16 protein-coding genes are annotated in these 17,021 nt (G+C 28.8%); 12 read left to right on the forward strand and 4 right to left on the reverse strand.

Annotated features, from left to right (window positions below; translation table 11 throughout):
* Positions 1–317 precede the first annotated feature (317 nt).
* Together JHL18_RS05585 and JHL18_RS05590 are read left to right on the forward strand one after the other, a co-directional pair.
* Positions 318–713, forward strand: coding sequence for a bacteriohemerythrin (locus tag JHL18_RS05585; RefSeq protein ID WP_200267005.1), 396 nt, complete (start codon positions 318–320; stop codon positions 711–713).
* Between the two features lie 53 nt (positions 714–766).
* Complete coding sequence (locus JHL18_RS05590; RefSeq protein WP_200267007.1) at positions 767–3,406, forward strand: EAL domain-containing protein; 2,640 nt, start codon at positions 767–769, stop codon at positions 3,404–3,406.
* A gap of 885 nt (positions 3,407–4,291) precedes the next feature.
* On the opposite strand, the gene JHL18_RS05595 is transcribed toward JHL18_RS05590, so the two are convergent.
* The gene (locus tag JHL18_RS05595; RefSeq protein ID WP_200267009.1) at positions 4,292–5,143 is read right to left on the reverse strand and encodes a helix-turn-helix domain-containing protein; all 852 of its coding nucleotides are present in this window, start codon (positions 5,141–5,143) and stop codon (positions 4,292–4,294) included.
* 184 nt (positions 5,144–5,327) lie between these two features.
* On the opposite strand from JHL18_RS05595, the gene mraY reads away from it, so the two are divergent.
* From mraY to nadC, 4 genes are all read left to right on the forward strand, one after another.
* Positions 5,328–6,293, forward strand: a complete 966-nt coding sequence (gene mraY, locus JHL18_RS05600; protein ID WP_200267011.1) for a phospho-N-acetylmuramoyl-pentapeptide-transferase — start codon at positions 5,328–5,330, stop codon at positions 6,291–6,293.
* 195 nt (positions 6,294–6,488) lie between these two features.
* Complete coding sequence (nadA, locus tag JHL18_RS05605; protein WP_200267013.1) at positions 6,489–7,388, forward strand: quinolinate synthase NadA; 900 nt, start codon at positions 6,489–6,491, stop codon at positions 7,386–7,388.
* Positions 7,389–7,457: 69 nt separating this feature from the next.
* Positions 7,458–8,765 (forward strand): L-aspartate oxidase, encoded by a 1,308-nt coding sequence (locus JHL18_RS05610; protein WP_200267014.1) that lies wholly within the window; start codon positions 7,458–7,460, stop codon positions 8,763–8,765.
* A complete protein-coding gene (nadC, locus tag JHL18_RS05615) occupies positions 8,746–9,585 on the forward strand; it encodes a carboxylating nicotinate-nucleotide diphosphorylase (RefSeq protein WP_200267016.1) in 840 nt (279 codons plus the stop codon). The genes JHL18_RS05610 and nadC overlap by 20 nt, the downstream gene beginning before the upstream one ends.
* Positions 9,586–9,745: 160 nt before the next feature.
* Here nadC and JHL18_RS05620 read toward each other — a convergent pair whose 3' ends face one another.
* On the reverse strand, positions 9,746–9,958 hold the full coding sequence (locus JHL18_RS05620) for a hypothetical protein (RefSeq protein WP_200267018.1): 213 nt from the start codon (positions 9,956–9,958) through the stop codon (positions 9,746–9,748).
* A 329-nt stretch (positions 9,959–10,287) separates the two neighbouring features.
* Between JHL18_RS05620 and JHL18_RS05625 the strand changes: the two genes are divergently transcribed.
* A complete protein-coding gene (locus JHL18_RS05625) occupies positions 10,288–11,643 on the forward strand; it encodes an MATE family efflux transporter (RefSeq protein WP_200267020.1) in 1,356 nt (451 codons plus the stop codon).
* Between the two features lie 57 nt (positions 11,644–11,700).
* On the opposite strand, the gene JHL18_RS05630 is transcribed toward JHL18_RS05625, so the two are convergent.
* The gene (locus JHL18_RS05630) at positions 11,701–12,261 is read right to left on the reverse strand and encodes a P-loop nucleotide/nucleoside kinase family protein (protein ID WP_200267022.1); all 561 of its coding nucleotides are present in this window, start codon (positions 12,259–12,261) and stop codon (positions 11,701–11,703) included.
* Between the two features lie 499 nt (positions 12,262–12,760).
* On the opposite strand from JHL18_RS05630, the gene JHL18_RS05635 reads away from it, so the two are divergent.
* From JHL18_RS05635 to JHL18_RS05650, 4 genes are all read left to right on the forward strand, one after another.
* Complete coding sequence (locus tag JHL18_RS05635; protein ID WP_200267024.1) at positions 12,761–13,225, forward strand: pyridoxamine 5'-phosphate oxidase family protein; 465 nt, start codon at positions 12,761–12,763, stop codon at positions 13,223–13,225.
* A 190-nt stretch (positions 13,226–13,415) separates the two neighbouring features.
* Positions 13,416–14,243 carry a Cof-type HAD-IIB family hydrolase gene (locus JHL18_RS05640; protein ID WP_200267026.1) on the forward strand — a complete coding sequence of 276 codons (828 nt, stop codon included), beginning with the start codon at positions 13,416–13,418 and terminating at the stop codon, positions 14,241–14,243.
* A 160-nt stretch (positions 14,244–14,403) separates the two neighbouring features.
* Positions 14,404–14,931, forward strand: coding sequence for a putative ABC transporter permease (locus JHL18_RS05645; RefSeq protein WP_200267028.1), 528 nt, complete (start codon positions 14,404–14,406; stop codon positions 14,929–14,931).
* A 165-nt stretch (positions 14,932–15,096) separates the two neighbouring features.
* Positions 15,097–16,002: a CAP domain-containing protein gene (locus tag JHL18_RS05650; RefSeq protein WP_200267030.1), complete on the forward strand. Its 906-nt coding sequence runs from the start codon at positions 15,097–15,099 to the stop codon at positions 16,000–16,002.
* Positions 16,003–16,087: 85 nt separating this feature from the next.
* On the opposite strand, the gene JHL18_RS05655 is transcribed toward JHL18_RS05650, so the two are convergent.
* The gene (locus tag JHL18_RS05655; protein WP_200267032.1) at positions 16,088–16,480 is read right to left on the reverse strand and encodes a PadR family transcriptional regulator; all 393 of its coding nucleotides are present in this window, start codon (positions 16,478–16,480) and stop codon (positions 16,088–16,090) included.
* 210 nt (positions 16,481–16,690) lie between these two features.
* Here JHL18_RS05655 and JHL18_RS05660 point away from each other — a divergent pair, with 210 nt between their 5' ends.
* Complete coding sequence (locus tag JHL18_RS05660) at positions 16,691–16,990, forward strand: hypothetical protein (RefSeq protein ID WP_243277808.1); 300 nt, start codon at positions 16,691–16,693, stop codon at positions 16,988–16,990.
* Positions 16,991–17,021 lie beyond the last annotated feature (31 nt).

Below are 17,021 nucleotides of genomic sequence, written 5' to 3' on the forward strand. Positions count from 1 at the left end.
GATACGGCTCTGTTTTATTTGCATGTAAAAAAATATGGCAAAGAAAAGAAAAAAGTCAATTGAAAGCATATACACTTTCAATTGACTTTAATTTTGCTGTGGCAAAATATTAACTTAATGACATTGATCTATACAGGGGCTTTTTTTATTGTAAAAATTTATAAACTTAATTAATGATTTTCTTAAGTTCTAATTTTTATAACCGATAAATATATATTACAAAAAACATCAAAATACGACATAAGTGCAATGCTGATTTCCTTTTAAATAACTAAATTTAATTAACTTTATTTTAATCAGCAGAAGGGAGAACATAAATGTTTCAATGGTCTAAAAAGTATGAAACAGGCTCAGGTTTTATAGATGATAATCATAAAAAGTTGTTTGAAATTGGCTGTGATATATTAATGCGCACACAATCGGCAAGCAACGAAATTGATACAAGCTATTTCAATAATGCTCTTAAAGATTTTATAACCTATGCAAAATTCAGTTTTTCAATTGAAGAAGATTATATGTCTGAGATTGAATATACAGGATTTGTAGACCATAGGCGAGAACATTATTTTTTTATTAAAAGATTATGTTATTATGATTTTGATGAGATTATTACTAACAAGGAAACTTTGCAAAGGTTGTTTGAATTTATATATTCATGGTTAGATCAACACATGATTTCTGAGGATCTAAAGCTTTTTAGTAAACAACTTTAAATATAATGTTAAGTCAATGTAAGGTTTACAATAACTTTGCAGGGAGTCGTGATATGATTAAAAAAAAGAGAAGATTATTTATACTAATGTTAGTATATTTCATTTGCTTTACTTCTTTTGGAGTTAAGGCTGCGACAAAAGTTATCTATCAAGTTGATAAGAATTATCCTCCGTATACATTTACATCTAAAAACTATTTGCATGGTTTTGATATAGATTTAATTAATTTAATATTTGACCGTGAAAAATATGATCTTAATCTATCTGCAGATAATTGGAGCTCTGTTTATAGCAAATTGATTTTAGGTAAAGTAGATATAGGTGGTATAGCGGGAATAACTGACAGCCGAAAAACAGAAGTGTTGTTTTCTAAGCCTTTATTTAAAGCATATTCTGCTGTATATACTCGTCATGATTATAGAAAAGTTGATTTAAATAGGCTAAACGAATATAGAGTTGGGGTAGGTAAAAATTATTTTACTGAAGATATTTTAAGAGACAAACTTGGAGTTAATAATTATATAGCGTACGATAATATGGAAGATGCTATTAAAGACCTTGAGGATGAAAAAATAGATGTAATTTTTGAGAATCAACAGTTAATGGATTATATGCTAATGCACAAAAATTTAAAAGGTGTGATAACACCTCAAATTACAAATCTATTTCCTGTAGAAGAAGCTTATGCTGTAAGTAAAGACAAACCTGAGCTAGTTGCCTATATTAATATTAGAATTGATCAATTAAAAAAATCAGGTGTCTTTGAAGAACTATATAAAAAGTACTTCTACTCTAATTCTGAGGAGTATCATGATAATCAACATAAAAGCTATTTGGTATTATTAGGATTTGCTATAGTTATAATTGTCATAATATTTATCTTTTTAAAGATATATATAGATAGACTTAAATCTACTGTCTTAAAAAATTATGATGAGTTAGCGGTTGTCAATATTGAATTATCTGAAACAAAGACAAACTTGGAAAAGCAATATGAACAATTATATAAAAACCAAATTGCACTAAAGGAAAGTGAAGAAAGATATCGTTTAGTTTTAGAAGCATCAAATGATGGTGTCTGGGATTGGGACGTAGAGAATGATATAGGCTACATCTCAAAGCCTTGGAGAGAATTACTAGGAGTTCAAGCAGAAGAGATTGAAAATTATTTTGAGTTTTTACGTGAAATTGTTTATCCAGAAGATAGAAAGTCAGTGTTAAGTTCTTTAGAAGAATATTTCATGGGAAAAACTAATTCATATGAGGTTTTCTTCAGATTAAATCTAGAAAGAGACGAATTTATATGGATTCAGTGTAAAGGAAGAATTTTTAGAAATGAAGATGGTTCCATTGTGAGAATGGCAGGATCCATTTCTGACATCACTGAAAAAAGAAATTATCAGTCAAAAATTTTTAAAATGGCATACTACGACAATTTAACAAATCTACCGAACAGAACTTATTTAAATGACAAATTAGACGAATTAATAAAAAATGTTACTAAAAAAGGTGGAAAGGCTGCTGTTTATTTTCTAGATTTAGATAACTTCAAAAATATCAATGATACACTTGGACATGACTATGGTGATATAGTTCTAAAATGCGCTAGTAATGAATTATTGTCGGTACTAGGGGAAGACTATACTGTGGCTAGATTTGGTGGGGATGAGTTTATAATAATTCAACACAAATTAGATAAAGAAAATGAACTCAACGACACAGCTCAAAAAATAATAAAAATTTTTGATAAACCTATCTTAATTAATAACCAGCCTTTTCATGTTGCAGCAAGTATTGGAGTTGCAATTATACCAGAACATGGAATAGAATCAGTTGAAATTTTAAAGAAGGCCGACATAGCTATGTACAATGCTAAAGAAGAAGGCAAAGGAAGATTTAAAATTTATGATGAAGAAATGTCTAAGAAAGTACAATTAGAAAGTGATTTTGAAAAGAGTATAAGAAAAGCTATAATTCAGAAAGAATTTTACTTAAATTATCAGCCTTATTTCCATGCAATAAGTGGTGAATTAGAGGGAGTAGAAGCCCTAATAAGATGGAATCATCCAAAAAGAGGTATAATTCCACCGGGTGAGTTTATTCCTTTAGCTGAGAAGACTGGTTTAATCAAGGAAATAGGTGATTGGGTTCTTATGGAGTGTTGTTTACAAAATAAAATTTGGCAGGATAAAGGCTTAAAGAAAATTCCAGTTGCCGTAAATGTATCTGAACATCAATTTCAGTCTCCTTTATTTGTTGAGAGAGTTAATAATGTTCTAAAAGAAACAAATTTAGATCCTAAGTATTTAAAAATTGAGATTACAGAAGGAACAGTTATAAAATCCTTTGATAACAATATTAGTATTTTAAATAAGTTAAAACAAATGGGAATCGGTATATCTCTCGATGACTTTGGTACAGGGTATTCATCCTTATCTTATTTAATAAAACTACCGTTAGATGTAATAAAGATAGATAAAAGTTTTGTCGATGATATTTGCAGAACTGAAAATACAAAAATAATTATTGAAGATATAATTTCTATGGCACACAAACTGAACTTAGAAGTTATCGCAGAAGGTGTTGAAACTGACGATCAATTGAAGTACTTACAAAAACATAAATGTGATAAAATACAAGGATATTTATTTTCAAAACCTATTTCTAGTACTGATATAGAAAAGCTACTATAAGATTATTTTATGATTTTCTATACAATAAAAAGGCTTAATCATGAACTATGTGATTATGCCTTTTATTTTCCTTGTATCAATAATTATATTAAATCTGTGTAAATAGCTTATTTCAGCAATTAATTAAAATCTTATAGATCTTTTTACAGTAAACACAATAGTAATTTTAAATTACTATTGTACAAGATAAGAAGGTGTAGAAGTGATTTAATTTTAAATAAGAAACATAGTGATGCGGTTAGCACCAATAAAGATAATTTATTACCTAAGTATAATCTTTCGACTATAAATAAGCACATCACTACCAAATATTAATGGTTCACTCGACCTTATTAGATATTTACACAACTATATATAACCTTTCGGCTATATATAACCATTACAACACCTAATAAAATCTTATCTCGACCTTATATGATAAGTTGGAACCTTATTATAATCAAGATACTAAAACTATCTGACTATAATAAAGCTTTTCCTAACCATATAAAATCTTATCCAAAAGTTTATAACTTGGATATTACTTATATCAAATAGAAATACTATTATAATAAGTATAGACTAAAGAAATTCAATCATTCTAGTCAAATTATTTCATCTTATATCAATACAAAATTGATAGTTTTGAAAATTTAATAGAATTAACTGACTCTTTTCATCACTATGTTCCTTACAGTATTAATATAACCTTTTTTCAACATTGAATACTTAGTAAATGTAGGATTTAATTTAATATTTTTACAGCTCTAAATTTTATATGCCTGAATCAATAGAAGCTTAATATGGATATACAACTTTAAACTTAAAAATATAAGCTTAGAGTTGTATATCCATTAGTAATTACTGAGATAACAAACTTACGTTCACCAACAAGTCTAAAGTAATCTAAAGTAAGGATTCTATAAAATTATAGGCAGTTTCATCTTCGAAAGTAGAAAGCTTCACATTTCTAAGTTCAAGTTTACTGGAATTTAGTGTTAAGAGTTTCTTAAGATTTTCATAATATATATTTCTATCGATTCTGATATTACTTATTAATAACTTCTGACAACATGGCTTACTGTTAGCATCAGAAGGTAAGAAAAGCATAGCAAGACCACCAACATATTTTCCTTTGTTTATGTTTGGTTTTGCCATACTAAGATAGGCTATGCCATCTTCAGTGCTCTCCATATTAAAACTCATAATTTTTTCGGAGTTATTAATATTCCCTGAAAAATCCTTCATAATAGAATCTCCTAAAAGTATCCTAAAACTTACTCTTTCCTCATGAAATTCTAAAATTCCTTCGTGAATTGAGTCGTCTTTTCCTATATTAGTAGCAAAAAAGTAGCAATAGTAACTACCGAAAAATATATTACTATTTGAATAAAGCCCTTTCTCAATATTTTCTAGTTCTAGTGCTGATAATCTTAGATTTATAAATCGATCAATCTTGATCTTATATGTATTACAGATATAAGCTAATGTTTCAATAGAAGGAAATGCATCACCTGACTTATATTTTGAAAGCAAATCTTCTGATACTCCAATTTTTTTTGCTAATTTTTTTTGAGTTCCTTCAAGTTGGATTAGTTTTTTTAAATTATATATGAAGTTATTTGAGATATTTTCAAACAAATTATTTTTAGATGCTTTGACAATATTAATTTCATCTAAAGAATCTTTTTTTATTGTATAAAGTTTTTCATTGTCAGTATAGTACAATTCTTTAGTATTTTTCGCCGCTTTATTCAAGAAAAAACCTCCTTCTAGTACTTTTTACGATCTAAGTTGAATATTATTCAACTTAGATTATAATATTTTCAATTTAATCACATGTTTTTATAGATTTGTTGAGTATTAACATCTTATATATTACCATAATAATGGATTTGCAATAAATATTTTAATTATCAAACTTAAAGAAAGGATTGTTATTATGACTGATATTATTACATCTATACTTTTTTCATTTTTGCTTTCAATTGCAATTGGAAGGCTAATTATACCTATTTTAAAAAAAGAAAACATAGGGCAATACATAAGAGAAGAACAACCTAAAGAACATCTAAAAAAAGCTGGAACACCAATTTTTGGAGGATTTATATTTATCATTTCAACAGTAGTTACTTCGGTTATCGTCATAAAGGATTTTAACAATGAAGTAGTGTTTATTATATTATCATTTTTAATTTTTGGCGCTATTGGATTTATCGATGATGGGCTTAAAACCTTCAAAAAGAAAAATGAAGGGTTAAGTGTACTTCGAAAACTTATTCTCATATTGATAGGAGCAAGTTACCTAATATATTTTGCAGATCAAAATTTAAATATGAGTGATGTATTAGTGATTCCGTTTACACTTAAAAATATTCATATTGGCATATTTTACATTCCGTTTATTTTGTTTTTCTATACCTGTGTGACAAACGCTGTAAATCTAACTGATGGCCTAGACGGATTAGCTGGTACAGTAACGATGCTTATAGCAATTTTTTTTACATCAGTTTGTCTTCTTTTAGGTAAAAATTACTTAGCCGTAGTCTGTGGTTCGCTTTTTGCATCATTATTAGGTTTTTTAAGATTCAACATATTTCCAGCAAAAATAATAATGGGAGACACAGGTTCCTTAGCTTTAGGAGGTTTTGTGGCTTCTATAGCAATTGTATTGAAGTTGCCGCTTATTATACCAATAGTAGGAGCTATATATCTAATCGAAACCTTGACTACATTTATTCAAATAATAGTATTTAAGATTTCAGGAAAAAGAGTATTTAAGATGACCCCCATACATCATTCTTTTGAATTGTCAGGATTTCACGAAACTAAAATTGTAACCATATTTTCTCTTATAACAGCTGTTCTCTGCATCATTGGTTATTTATCCTTAATTAAGTTAATATAATTTTCATTATAATCTCGTTTATAAAGAATTGATGCATAAAAAACAACTTTTTTATGAGATGAACTAATATAATTTTCTAATTTAAAAGAAATATAATTGAGACGCAGTACAATGTTATTCTTGAAAAGGAAGTTATATAATGGTATATTTTATATATATTAGTGTATATACATCTGTAAAGGAATGGTGAACATTATGTCGTTAATAGAAGAAATCCAAGTTTTAAAAAGAGAAAAGAATGCAATAATACTTGCACACTATTATCAAAGGCCTGAAGTACAAGAAGTTGCTGATTATATAGGAGATTCATATTATTTAAGTAAAATAGCTAAAGATTCTGATCAAAACACCATAGTATTTTGTGGTGTTAAATTTATGGCTGAAAGCGCAAAAATACTATCTCCACATAAGAAAGTACTTCTACCAGCATTAGATGCAGGCTGCCCTATGGCAGATATGGCCACAGCTGAAAAAGTACTTGAGTATAAAAGTAAGTACCCTAAGGCTGCTGTAGTTTGTTATATAAATTCCTCTGCAGAAGTAAAAGCCGTAAGTGATATATGTTGTACTTCATCTAATGCATTAAAAATAATTAACTCAATTGACAATGAGCAGATTGTATTTTTACCTGATAAAAATTTAGCTTCTTATATTCAAGAGAAGGTGCCAGATAAAGAAATAATAGCTTGGCCTGGATTCTGTATTACTCACAAAAGAATTCAAGTGGAAGAAATCCTTGCTGCAAAGGATGCAATTGACGATTTATTAACTTTAGCTCATCCTGAATGTGAAAAGGAAATAAGGGATCTTTCAGATTTTATAGGTAGTACCTCAGAAATTATAGATTATGCAACTTCAAGTAACAATAAGAATTTTTTAATAGCTACAGAAGAAGGAGTTATCCATGAATTAAAAAAGAGAAATCCTAATAAAAAATTCTTCACCCCAAGAGGAGGCTTAATGTGTATTAACATGAAAAAGACTTCTCTTAATGATGTAAGAGATGCATTACTTTTTGAAAAGAATGAAATTTTACTTGATGAACAATTAAGAATCAATGCATTTGATTGCCTGATGAGAATGCATAGAGTTTAAAAAATTTTATAAAATTTGAAACAGTATGTTTCTATCTCCAAAGTTTTATTTTTGAAGGAAGGTTAGGGTATGATATTAAATACTGATGTTCTAATAATTGGTGCAGGCATTACAGGGTTAAACTTCGCATTAAATTTAAGAGATGATCTTGATATAATTGTTCTAGCTAAAAATAGTATACAAGAATGTAATAGTTATTTAGCTCAAGGAGGTATTTCGGTACTTAGGAGTGAAAATGATTATGAAGCGTATATAAGTGATACTTTAACTGCTGGAGGTTTTAAAAACAGAAGACAAGCAGTTGAAATCTTAGTTAAAGAATCAAGAAATGCAATAATGAGGCTAGAACAATTAAAAGTTCCTTTTAATCGAGATAAGAATGGAGAACTTATTTATACAAGAGAAGGGGCTCATAGCATTAATAGAATAGTACACTGTGATGACAATACTGGCGAGCAACTTCACAAAGTTTTGGAGAAAAAGGTTAGAGAAAAGACAAATGTTAAAATTATAGAAAACTGTTTCTTCGCAGATTTATTAGCTCTAAAAAATAAATGCATTGGAGCTTTGGCAATTAACGAAGGTAAAGAGCTTAATATAATTGCTAAAACAACAATAATTGCTACAGGAGGAATAGGAGGGTTGTTTAAGAATTCAACTAATTTTCATTCTATCAGCGGCGACGGTATAGCAATAGCTATAAAGAACAATATAAGAGTTGAAAACTTAAATTATATCCAGTTTCATCCTACAGCCTTTTATGAAGATATAGAAGATAAAAGACGTCTTTTAATATCTGAAGCAGTAAGAGGAGAAGGCGGAAGGTTATTAAATAAAGAAGGTAGTCGCTTTGTTAATGAGCTTCTTCCTAGAGATAAAGTTACTGAAGCTATTATCAAAGAAGAATTTAAGTATAAAAGTAAACATGTATATTTAGATATAAGCTTTTTAGAAAAGGATTTTATTTTAAAGAGATTCCCTAATATTTATAAAAATTGTTTAGAGAGAGGAGTAGATATTACAAAAAATCCCATTCCAGTAACACCTTCACAACATTATTTTATGGGTGGGATTAAGGTTGATATGTATTGCAGAACTTCCATGGAAAATCTTTATGCTACGGGAGAAGTAAGTTCTACTGGTTTACATGGCGCTAATAGACTCGCAAGTAATTCACTTCTTGAATCATTAGTTTTTTCAAATAGAGCTGTAGAACATATAAATAACGCAATTGCTCCTTATTCAGTAATTTATAAAAATTTAATAAAGAAACTTGAAGGAGATAAAGCTTATTATAATAATAGCCTATCTATTATATTGCAACAGGAAATAAAAAAGGTTAGAGGAGATATTATAAATGAATTGGTCGCTTTATGATGATATTTTTAAAAATGCAATTAAAGAAGATGCACCCTATGGTGATATAACCACAATGGCTATAACTAATGAGTCAAAAAAATGCACTGCGGACTTAATAGTTAAAGAGGATGGAGTGATAGCTGGACTAGGCGTATTTAAGAGAATTTTTGAAATTCTAGGACCTATTGAAATAGATTTTTATATCAAAGATGGTGAACCTGTAAAAAAGGGACAAGTAATCGCAAAACTTCATGGTAAGTCTGATGTTATCTTAACAGGTGAAAGGGTGGCTTTGAATTTTCTTCAACGTATTAGTGGTATAGCCACTATAACAAAACAGTATGTTGATGAAATTAAAGAAACCAATGCTAAGCTTTTGGATACAAGAAAAACTACACCAAATTTGAGAGTGTTTGAAAAATACGCTGTAAAAGTTGGAGGTGGAATTAATCACAGATTGGGACTTAGCGACGGCGTACTTATAAAAGATAATCATATATCAGCTGCAGGGGGGATAAGTAAAGCTATTAATCTAGTAAAGGATGCTGTTCCCTTTGTGAGAAAAATAGAAGTTGAAGTTGAAGATTTGATTCAGCTACAAGAAGCCTTAGATGCAGGTGCAGATATAATAATGCTTGATAATATGAACATTGAAACTATGACGAAAGCAGTTCAGATTGTAAATAAAAGGGCTTTAACTGAGGCGTCTGGTAATATAACTTTAAATAATATAAGAACAGTTGCTATGACTGGAGTGGATTATATTTCTTCTGGAACGCTAACTCATTCATCAAATATTCTCGATTTAAGTCTTAAAAATTTAAAGCTTGAAGATTAGCGTTAAAAAATTATTAATAAAAAAGTGACTTCAGAGATCTTCTTCAGCGAACTTTTTTACGTCTCTGCCTATACAAATAAATATAAGGAAAGTTTTACAGTTTCGATATAGTAAAAAGGCTTAAACCGATTATAACTAATTGGTTTAAGCCTTTTGCTTATTATTTAATTAATTTACGACAACATAAAATTAAAAATACTATAACAACTATTGGAATAAAAGCAAACATTAGATTAAGTCCTATGAAAACTAAAACTAATGTTCCGATAACAGCTCCAATTACTCCGAATACAGCTCCAAAGACAAACTTTGTTAAACTTATAATTAGCCCGAATCCTAATACAAGTACCATTAAAATAAATCCTAAAATCATTTATATCACCATTCATTAAAATTTAGTTATAAATTATAGACTTTTATAGTGTACTACTTCGTAATAAGTAAACTTAAATTAGAGCGCTATTTGTTTATAACCATCCATATATTATATTAGCATATCTACTAATGTTATTATCGAAAATGACAGAAATTAAGGAAAATTTAAGAATAATAATATAGTAACATTCTTAACGATTTTAGACATGTTAACATCTTTGTAAAATAAAATATTTTTAATAATAAAATTAATTGAATGAAGTACTAGAATAAGTTACCTAAGTTTGATAAAATTGATTATTGTAAAAAGCTTAGGGGGGCATATTAATGAATACAGACAGCCGTAAAAAACTAATACTAAATGGTAGTATGTATAAGGTCATATTAACTTTATCACTACCTATAATGATAAGTAACCTAATACAAACATTGTATAATTTGGTTGATGGAATATGGGTAGGAAAGCTAGGCTCTGTGCAGTTTGCAGCAACATCTTTTGTTTGGCCGGTTATTTTTCTATTTATCTCAATAGGATCAGGAATGTCTATTGCTGGAACTTCTTTATTATCACAGCTTATTGGAGCATCAAAATACGAGAAAGCATCAAAATATGCATCTCAATTGATCGTAATTTCAGTTATATGCGCTGTTATTTTTTCAGCACTAGGATATTTAATAAGTCCTATAATAATAAAATTAATGGGGGCAAGTGGGGATTTAGCATACTATAGTAATATATTTCTAAAAATAACTTTCTTAGATATGCCTTTTACCTTTATATTCTTTAGCTTCAATGCAATAATGAATTCACAAGGTAATACTATGATGTCCACAATATTAAGTGGATGTAGTGTAATATTGAATGTAATTCTTGATCCTATACTAATTTTTAATCTTAATCTCGGAATGGCAGGGGCTCCTATTGCCACTTTAATTGCAAAGGCTGTGCTTGCATTTGTAGGTTTATATATACTTCATAAGTCTAAATCTGAAGTAAAACCTAATTTTAGGAATTTTAAGTTTGATATACGGTTAATAAAAAGAATTTTTAGAGTAGCTATTCCATCTGCAATAGGACAATCTGGTTCTGCTTTAGGATTTATAGTTATTAATGGATTTATAGCTTCTTATGGGACAGCTACTATTGCTGCTTTTGGAATGGTAAATAGAATAACCTCCTTAATAATGCAACCGTCTATGGGTGTTGGAGCAGCTCTTACAGCTATTGTTGGACAAAACTTAGGTTCAGATAAAGTACATAGAGTAAAAGAAGCTTTTATTAAAGCAGTAAAGCTTACTATGACCTTTTCAATAATAGGCTGTATTATTATGATATGGCAGGACGAGCCTATTATTAACTTTTTTATTCAATCTAAGGATGACCCTTCAGTTATAACTCAAGGGATAACATATTTAATATACATTTCATTCTCAATGCCATTGATGGGGTTATTTAGTATTTATCAAGGTATATTTCAAGGTGCAGGACACACTAAATATTCAATGAATATGGAAATAGGTAGACTTTGGCTTGTAAGATTACCAATGATACTTCTGTTTAAATACATTACATCAGCTGGTCCTGTAGGAATATGGTTCTCTATGTCCTTTAGCAATTTAATTGTATGTATATATGCATATATTGTATATAGAAAAGGGAAGTGGCAGAAGAAACAGATTTAATTAAAGCTTTATATAAAAATTTATTCTAAAATAATTAAAGGTATTATAGGAAGAATCCTATAATACCTTTAATAGCTTTTCTATGTCATTTTGTACTTTCTCTGAACCAGAGTTGTCCACTATATGTATTCCTGGTACTTCTGGCTTTGAGAAATCTTGTCCACTTACGTACTCATCCCAATTTTCAAGTTTCCAAGTATCTCTGTCTGATGCTCTTTCTATCATTCTCTGATGACATACTTCAATATCACAATGTACCCATACTTGTACAAGTTCAGCATCATGAGCTTTTAATTTTTCTTTTAAGTTATTTATGTATATTTCATCTCTAAATTCTTTAGCAAAAGGTGCATTTACCATAACATGAGTGTTAAATGGAAGTGCTTCAAAAGCAATATCCATTATTGCTTCGTATTCAGCATTTCTTACGTATTCCTTAAAAAAAGCTGAATCTCTATTATAAGGCTCATTTGCTGCTTTATATATCATTTTTGATAATGGAATTACAGTATCCTTGTCCAAATAAACTGGATTAGGCAGTCTTTTTGCTATTTCATTAGCCACATAAGTTTTTCCACATGCTGGTGGAGATCCTATTAACATTAAATATTTCTTCATTTGATCGCCTTCCTTATTTCGAATAATTAATAAATATAAAGTTAGATTAGTTAGTAGTGTTTATAAAGCTAATAGCTCTAAACCTAAGTCTATCTTAAAGCGTACTGGGTTTTGAGCAGAGGGTTAAATACAAACTCAAGTGTAATATATAGTCTTATAATTAAATATTGTATTTAGGTAAAATAAACATACTCAAAGCCTCTTCTGCAAACTGAGAAGAGGCTTAATCTTTACAATTAAGTTAGTATATTCATATACTTATAAACACACTATTGTTAATTATATCACAAGTATTGAAATGATAAAATAACTTTTGAAGAAAATTATTTGTTGTAATTTCTTATTTGTGAAAAATACATTATAATTAATTTACAAAAAACTATAAGAATAGGATATAGAAAGTATAATAAAAACTATTAAAACTATAAAACATTGATAAAAATAAGATAATAATTAAAATCTATCTATTTATAAAATTATATTAAAGAGGAGATATGTTATGTTTAGAGAAATGAGAAGAAAAGATAGAGAAGTAGACAAAACAGAAGTAATAGAAATATTAAAAAATGGAGAATACGGGGTTTTAGCTACACTATCTGAAAATGGATACCCAGTAACAGTACCTTTAAGTTATGTATATATTGATAATTATATATACTTCCATAGTGCTACAGATGGAGAGAAGCTTGATAATATACAAAGAAATAGTAATGTATCTTTTTGCGTTGTTTCTGACACTGAAGTTCTACCAGGTGAGTTTAGTACTAGATTTAAAAGTGTAGTCGCTTACGGACAAGCATCCCTAGTGACAGGAGAAATAAAGGAGAAGGTTTTATATAAGATTATCGAAAAATACTCCAAAGATTTTCTTGAACAAGGGAAGTTATATATAGAAAAAGCCAAGGATAGAACTAAGGTAGTTGGTATTGAGATAGTTAAAGTTACAGGAAAAGCTAGAAGATAACTATAAGTTAATATTTAGGAGGCTATAACATTACTTAAATAGTGTTATAGCCTTTACTTTTTTCTTTATTAGAAAATAACTTCTTTTATATTTAAAATTTCATTATAATCTTTAATAACTGAGGGAGTTTGATTTATCAGCGAAATAGATATTTTAATATTTTATAAACGTTATACAAGGGGGAAAGTAAATGAAATATAAATTAATTGCAATAGATATGGATGGTACTTTTTTGAATGAAGAAAGACAAATCACAGAAAGAAACCTTAAAGCGGTAAAAAAGGCTGCAGAACTCGGCACTAAAGTGGTTATATCATCTGGAAGAATCCCATCTGCTTTGAAATATATTATAAAAGATATGCCCAAAAACCAACCTATTATAGCTTGCAACGGAAGTATAATTCTAGATCATAACCATAATGAAATAGCTTATGGCGCAATGAATAATCAATCATTAATCAATATGATTGATATACTCAAAAAAGATTTCAAAGATACTTTTTTCAGTTTTTTTTCAGAGGATATTATTTATTCTGAGAAGCTTCACCCATTTGCTGAAAAATTTAATGAACACAATTTAACCTTACCAGTTGAGTATAGGATGGAATTAAAAATGATAAGCGATGCTAGGACTTTTATACTGGGATCTAATCCAAGGATATCTAAATTTGAAATCTACGATGATAACACAAATAATATAAATGCTATTAGAGATAGGTTTGAAAACTTGTTTGATATTGAAATAGTTTCATCTGGAATAAATGGAATAGAAATTACTAATAAAGGATTAAGTAAGGGTAGCTCACTTGAAGTTTTGGCTAAACATTACGGATATTCTCTCGAGGAGTGTATTGCAGTTGGTAACGATGAAAATGATATTGAAATGATATTGAAAGCAGGACTAGGAGTTGCTGTTTGTAACGCCAAAGATTATGTTAAATCAGTAGCAAACTATATAACTATAAGAGACAATGATCACGATGCAATCTCAGAGGTTATAGAAAAGTTTGTGATATAAATTTATTAATTTAAGGAGTTTTTACACTAAAGATCTTTATTAAGTTAATTTATAATAAGTACATTTTAAAATATGAAAATATTTTTATAAAATAGTAAATAAATTCATTGATTTTTGTCCAAAATAAGTTAAATTATATTTTAGAAAGAAGGCAAAATTAATGAATTTTTTTATTTCTACAGGGTTTAATTTTATAATCTATTCTTTTCTTGGATGGATCATTGAAAACTTATACTGCTATCATTTGTTTAAGAGATTCCAAGAAGATGGATTTTTATATGGGCCATATAAGCCTATGTATGGTTTTGCTTTTTCTATTCTAGTTTTGTTCAACGATTTTATACATAACAACATTATATTGGCAATGGTTATCTGTTTAATAATTCCTACCTTTATAGAATATTTAAGCGGGTATTATCTAAAAAAGTTTTTTAATAAGACTTATTGGGATTATTCGAATGAAATAGCAAATTATAATGGATTAGTATGTGCAAAGTTTTCGTTTTACTGGATGATATTGAGTTTACTTGGGATGTTTTTTATCCATCCTATAATAAATAAGTTTTTTTTATTTTATAAAGATATTTCTTTTGTATTTATAATACTAATACTGTTGTCAATTTCAATGGATCTATTCATGACAATAGCAACATTATATAAAGATAATAAACTTTTTAAAAAGTTTTAAATATTCCTATATAGTAAATATAATCTTTCAAAGAAAAACACATTAAATTCCGCTAGATATTAGAAATTACTTATATAACTCCCTATTAATAAAAGGACATATAGTGATAAAAAAAGGGCAAAATACTTAAGGATAAATAATTTCAAATTAATAGGAGGGTGTTTTATGAGAAAAAAGTTTATAGTTATTAGCTGCCTTCTATCGGCTGTAGTTATGTTTACTGGATGTACTGCTACTAAAAATAATACAACTGCCCAAAAGCCTAGAGGCACCTATAGTGCACCAAATAATCAGCTATGGAATAATAATGGAACAAATAACAAACTAGGTAATAATAATGGAACAAATAATACTAGTGGAATGGATAACAATTCTGGTACAAAAGCACCTCAAACTCAAACAGCTCCAAACACTCCACCTTCAACACAACCTGTTCCTAATCAACAAGGAACACAAAATGGTGGAACACAAAATGGAGCACAAAACGGAGCACAAAACGGAGCACAATATAATACGCAATCATCTGGAAATAATTCAAATGGAACAAATAGCAACGGCTATGGACCAAGTGGTAATGGCTCTGGCGGCTCTACAACAAATGGCGACGGCTCTGGAACAAATAAAGCTCAACCTAATCAAAGCAGCACTGGTGTACAATATATGTCAACAATAGAAGCTGATATCTGGACGTATACAAATCAAGAAAGACAGAAAAATGGTTTAGCACCTCTTACTACAAATGCAACTGCTGCTAAATATGCTAGAAGTAAGAGCGAAGAAATGACTAGACTTAATTATTTTGAACACAAATCACCGGTAAACGGTTATATATCTGATATTGCTCAAAAGAATAATTGGAAATATTCATATATAGGCGAGAATATTTATACAATGAGTTTTACAGGGCAAAGAGTGGAAGATGTAACAAGTGGTCAAAAAATTGTACAATCTTGGATGAATTCACCAGGACATAGAGCTAATATACTAAATAAAAACTATACACAAATAGGCATAGGTGTTACATATGAGAACGGTAAGGTGATGGCAACACAAATATTCTATACACCTTAATATAAAAAAATCGCTGGAGTTATCTTTCAGCGATTTTTTGAGTAGAAACTTTTCAAAATGTATTAAATAAGAACTTCATAGTATTTTATTTTTGAAGCATATAAATAAGCTGATCTAGTAGACTTTTTGTTTTTTTAATATTATCAATATAATCTGCAACGTGAGTGTTATAATATAACAAGCCAGCATCAGTTATAGAATATATCTTCTTACTTCTCTTATTGAGAAACTCATCACCTTCCCATTTACTTTTCACATAACCTCTAGTTTCCAAGTCGTACAAGGTATCATAAACCGTGCTTGATGATACTGGCAGTGGGAGATTGTTATTTACAAAAGCTTCTCTAAAATCTTCTAGAATTCTATTGCCAAAAACTTCTTTACCTTTAGCTAATTCCTTCAATATATAAAAAATATATATCTGTTTTATGTTTACAACATTTCTTGGTGCAACCATCCTATTACGGCTCTGTGACATAAAAACACCTCATTTCAATAATACTAATTATAAAACATATGTACGCCTTTATCAATATAACCATTTTTATATGATTTATTTTATGTTTTTATATTATTGTATTTCTAACTTAATTTTAAATTTATGAATAAAAAAAGCTCTACAACCTGTAATTCTCGAACAATTAATAATTGAATTTTAAGCTAAGAACTCTATAAATATGATATTCCTATGAAAACAGTATTTAAAATAATATTAAAATCACTGTCAATTTATAACATAATTGAATACTATGTACTATACAAAAGAGATGGGGTGATTAACTTGTCAAGAAGACACGGATGTTGCTGTGGAGGCAATAATTGCTGTAGAAATAACTGTTGTGGTAATAACTGCTGTGGCAATGGATTCAATTATGGCCCAATGGGATGTGGTGCTGGATTTAATAATTGTGGCTGTGGCGGTGGTTTTGGTAATTACTACAATAATCCATTATTTTTATTATTATTGTTAGGTTCATTCCGCTGCTAGTAAAAGGCCATAGGCATTTGCCTATGGCTTT

Source organism: Clostridium yunnanense (assembly GCF_016595795.1).
Taxonomy (GTDB): domain Bacteria; phylum Bacillota; class Clostridia; order Clostridiales; family Clostridiaceae; genus Clostridium_AR; species Clostridium_AR yunnanense.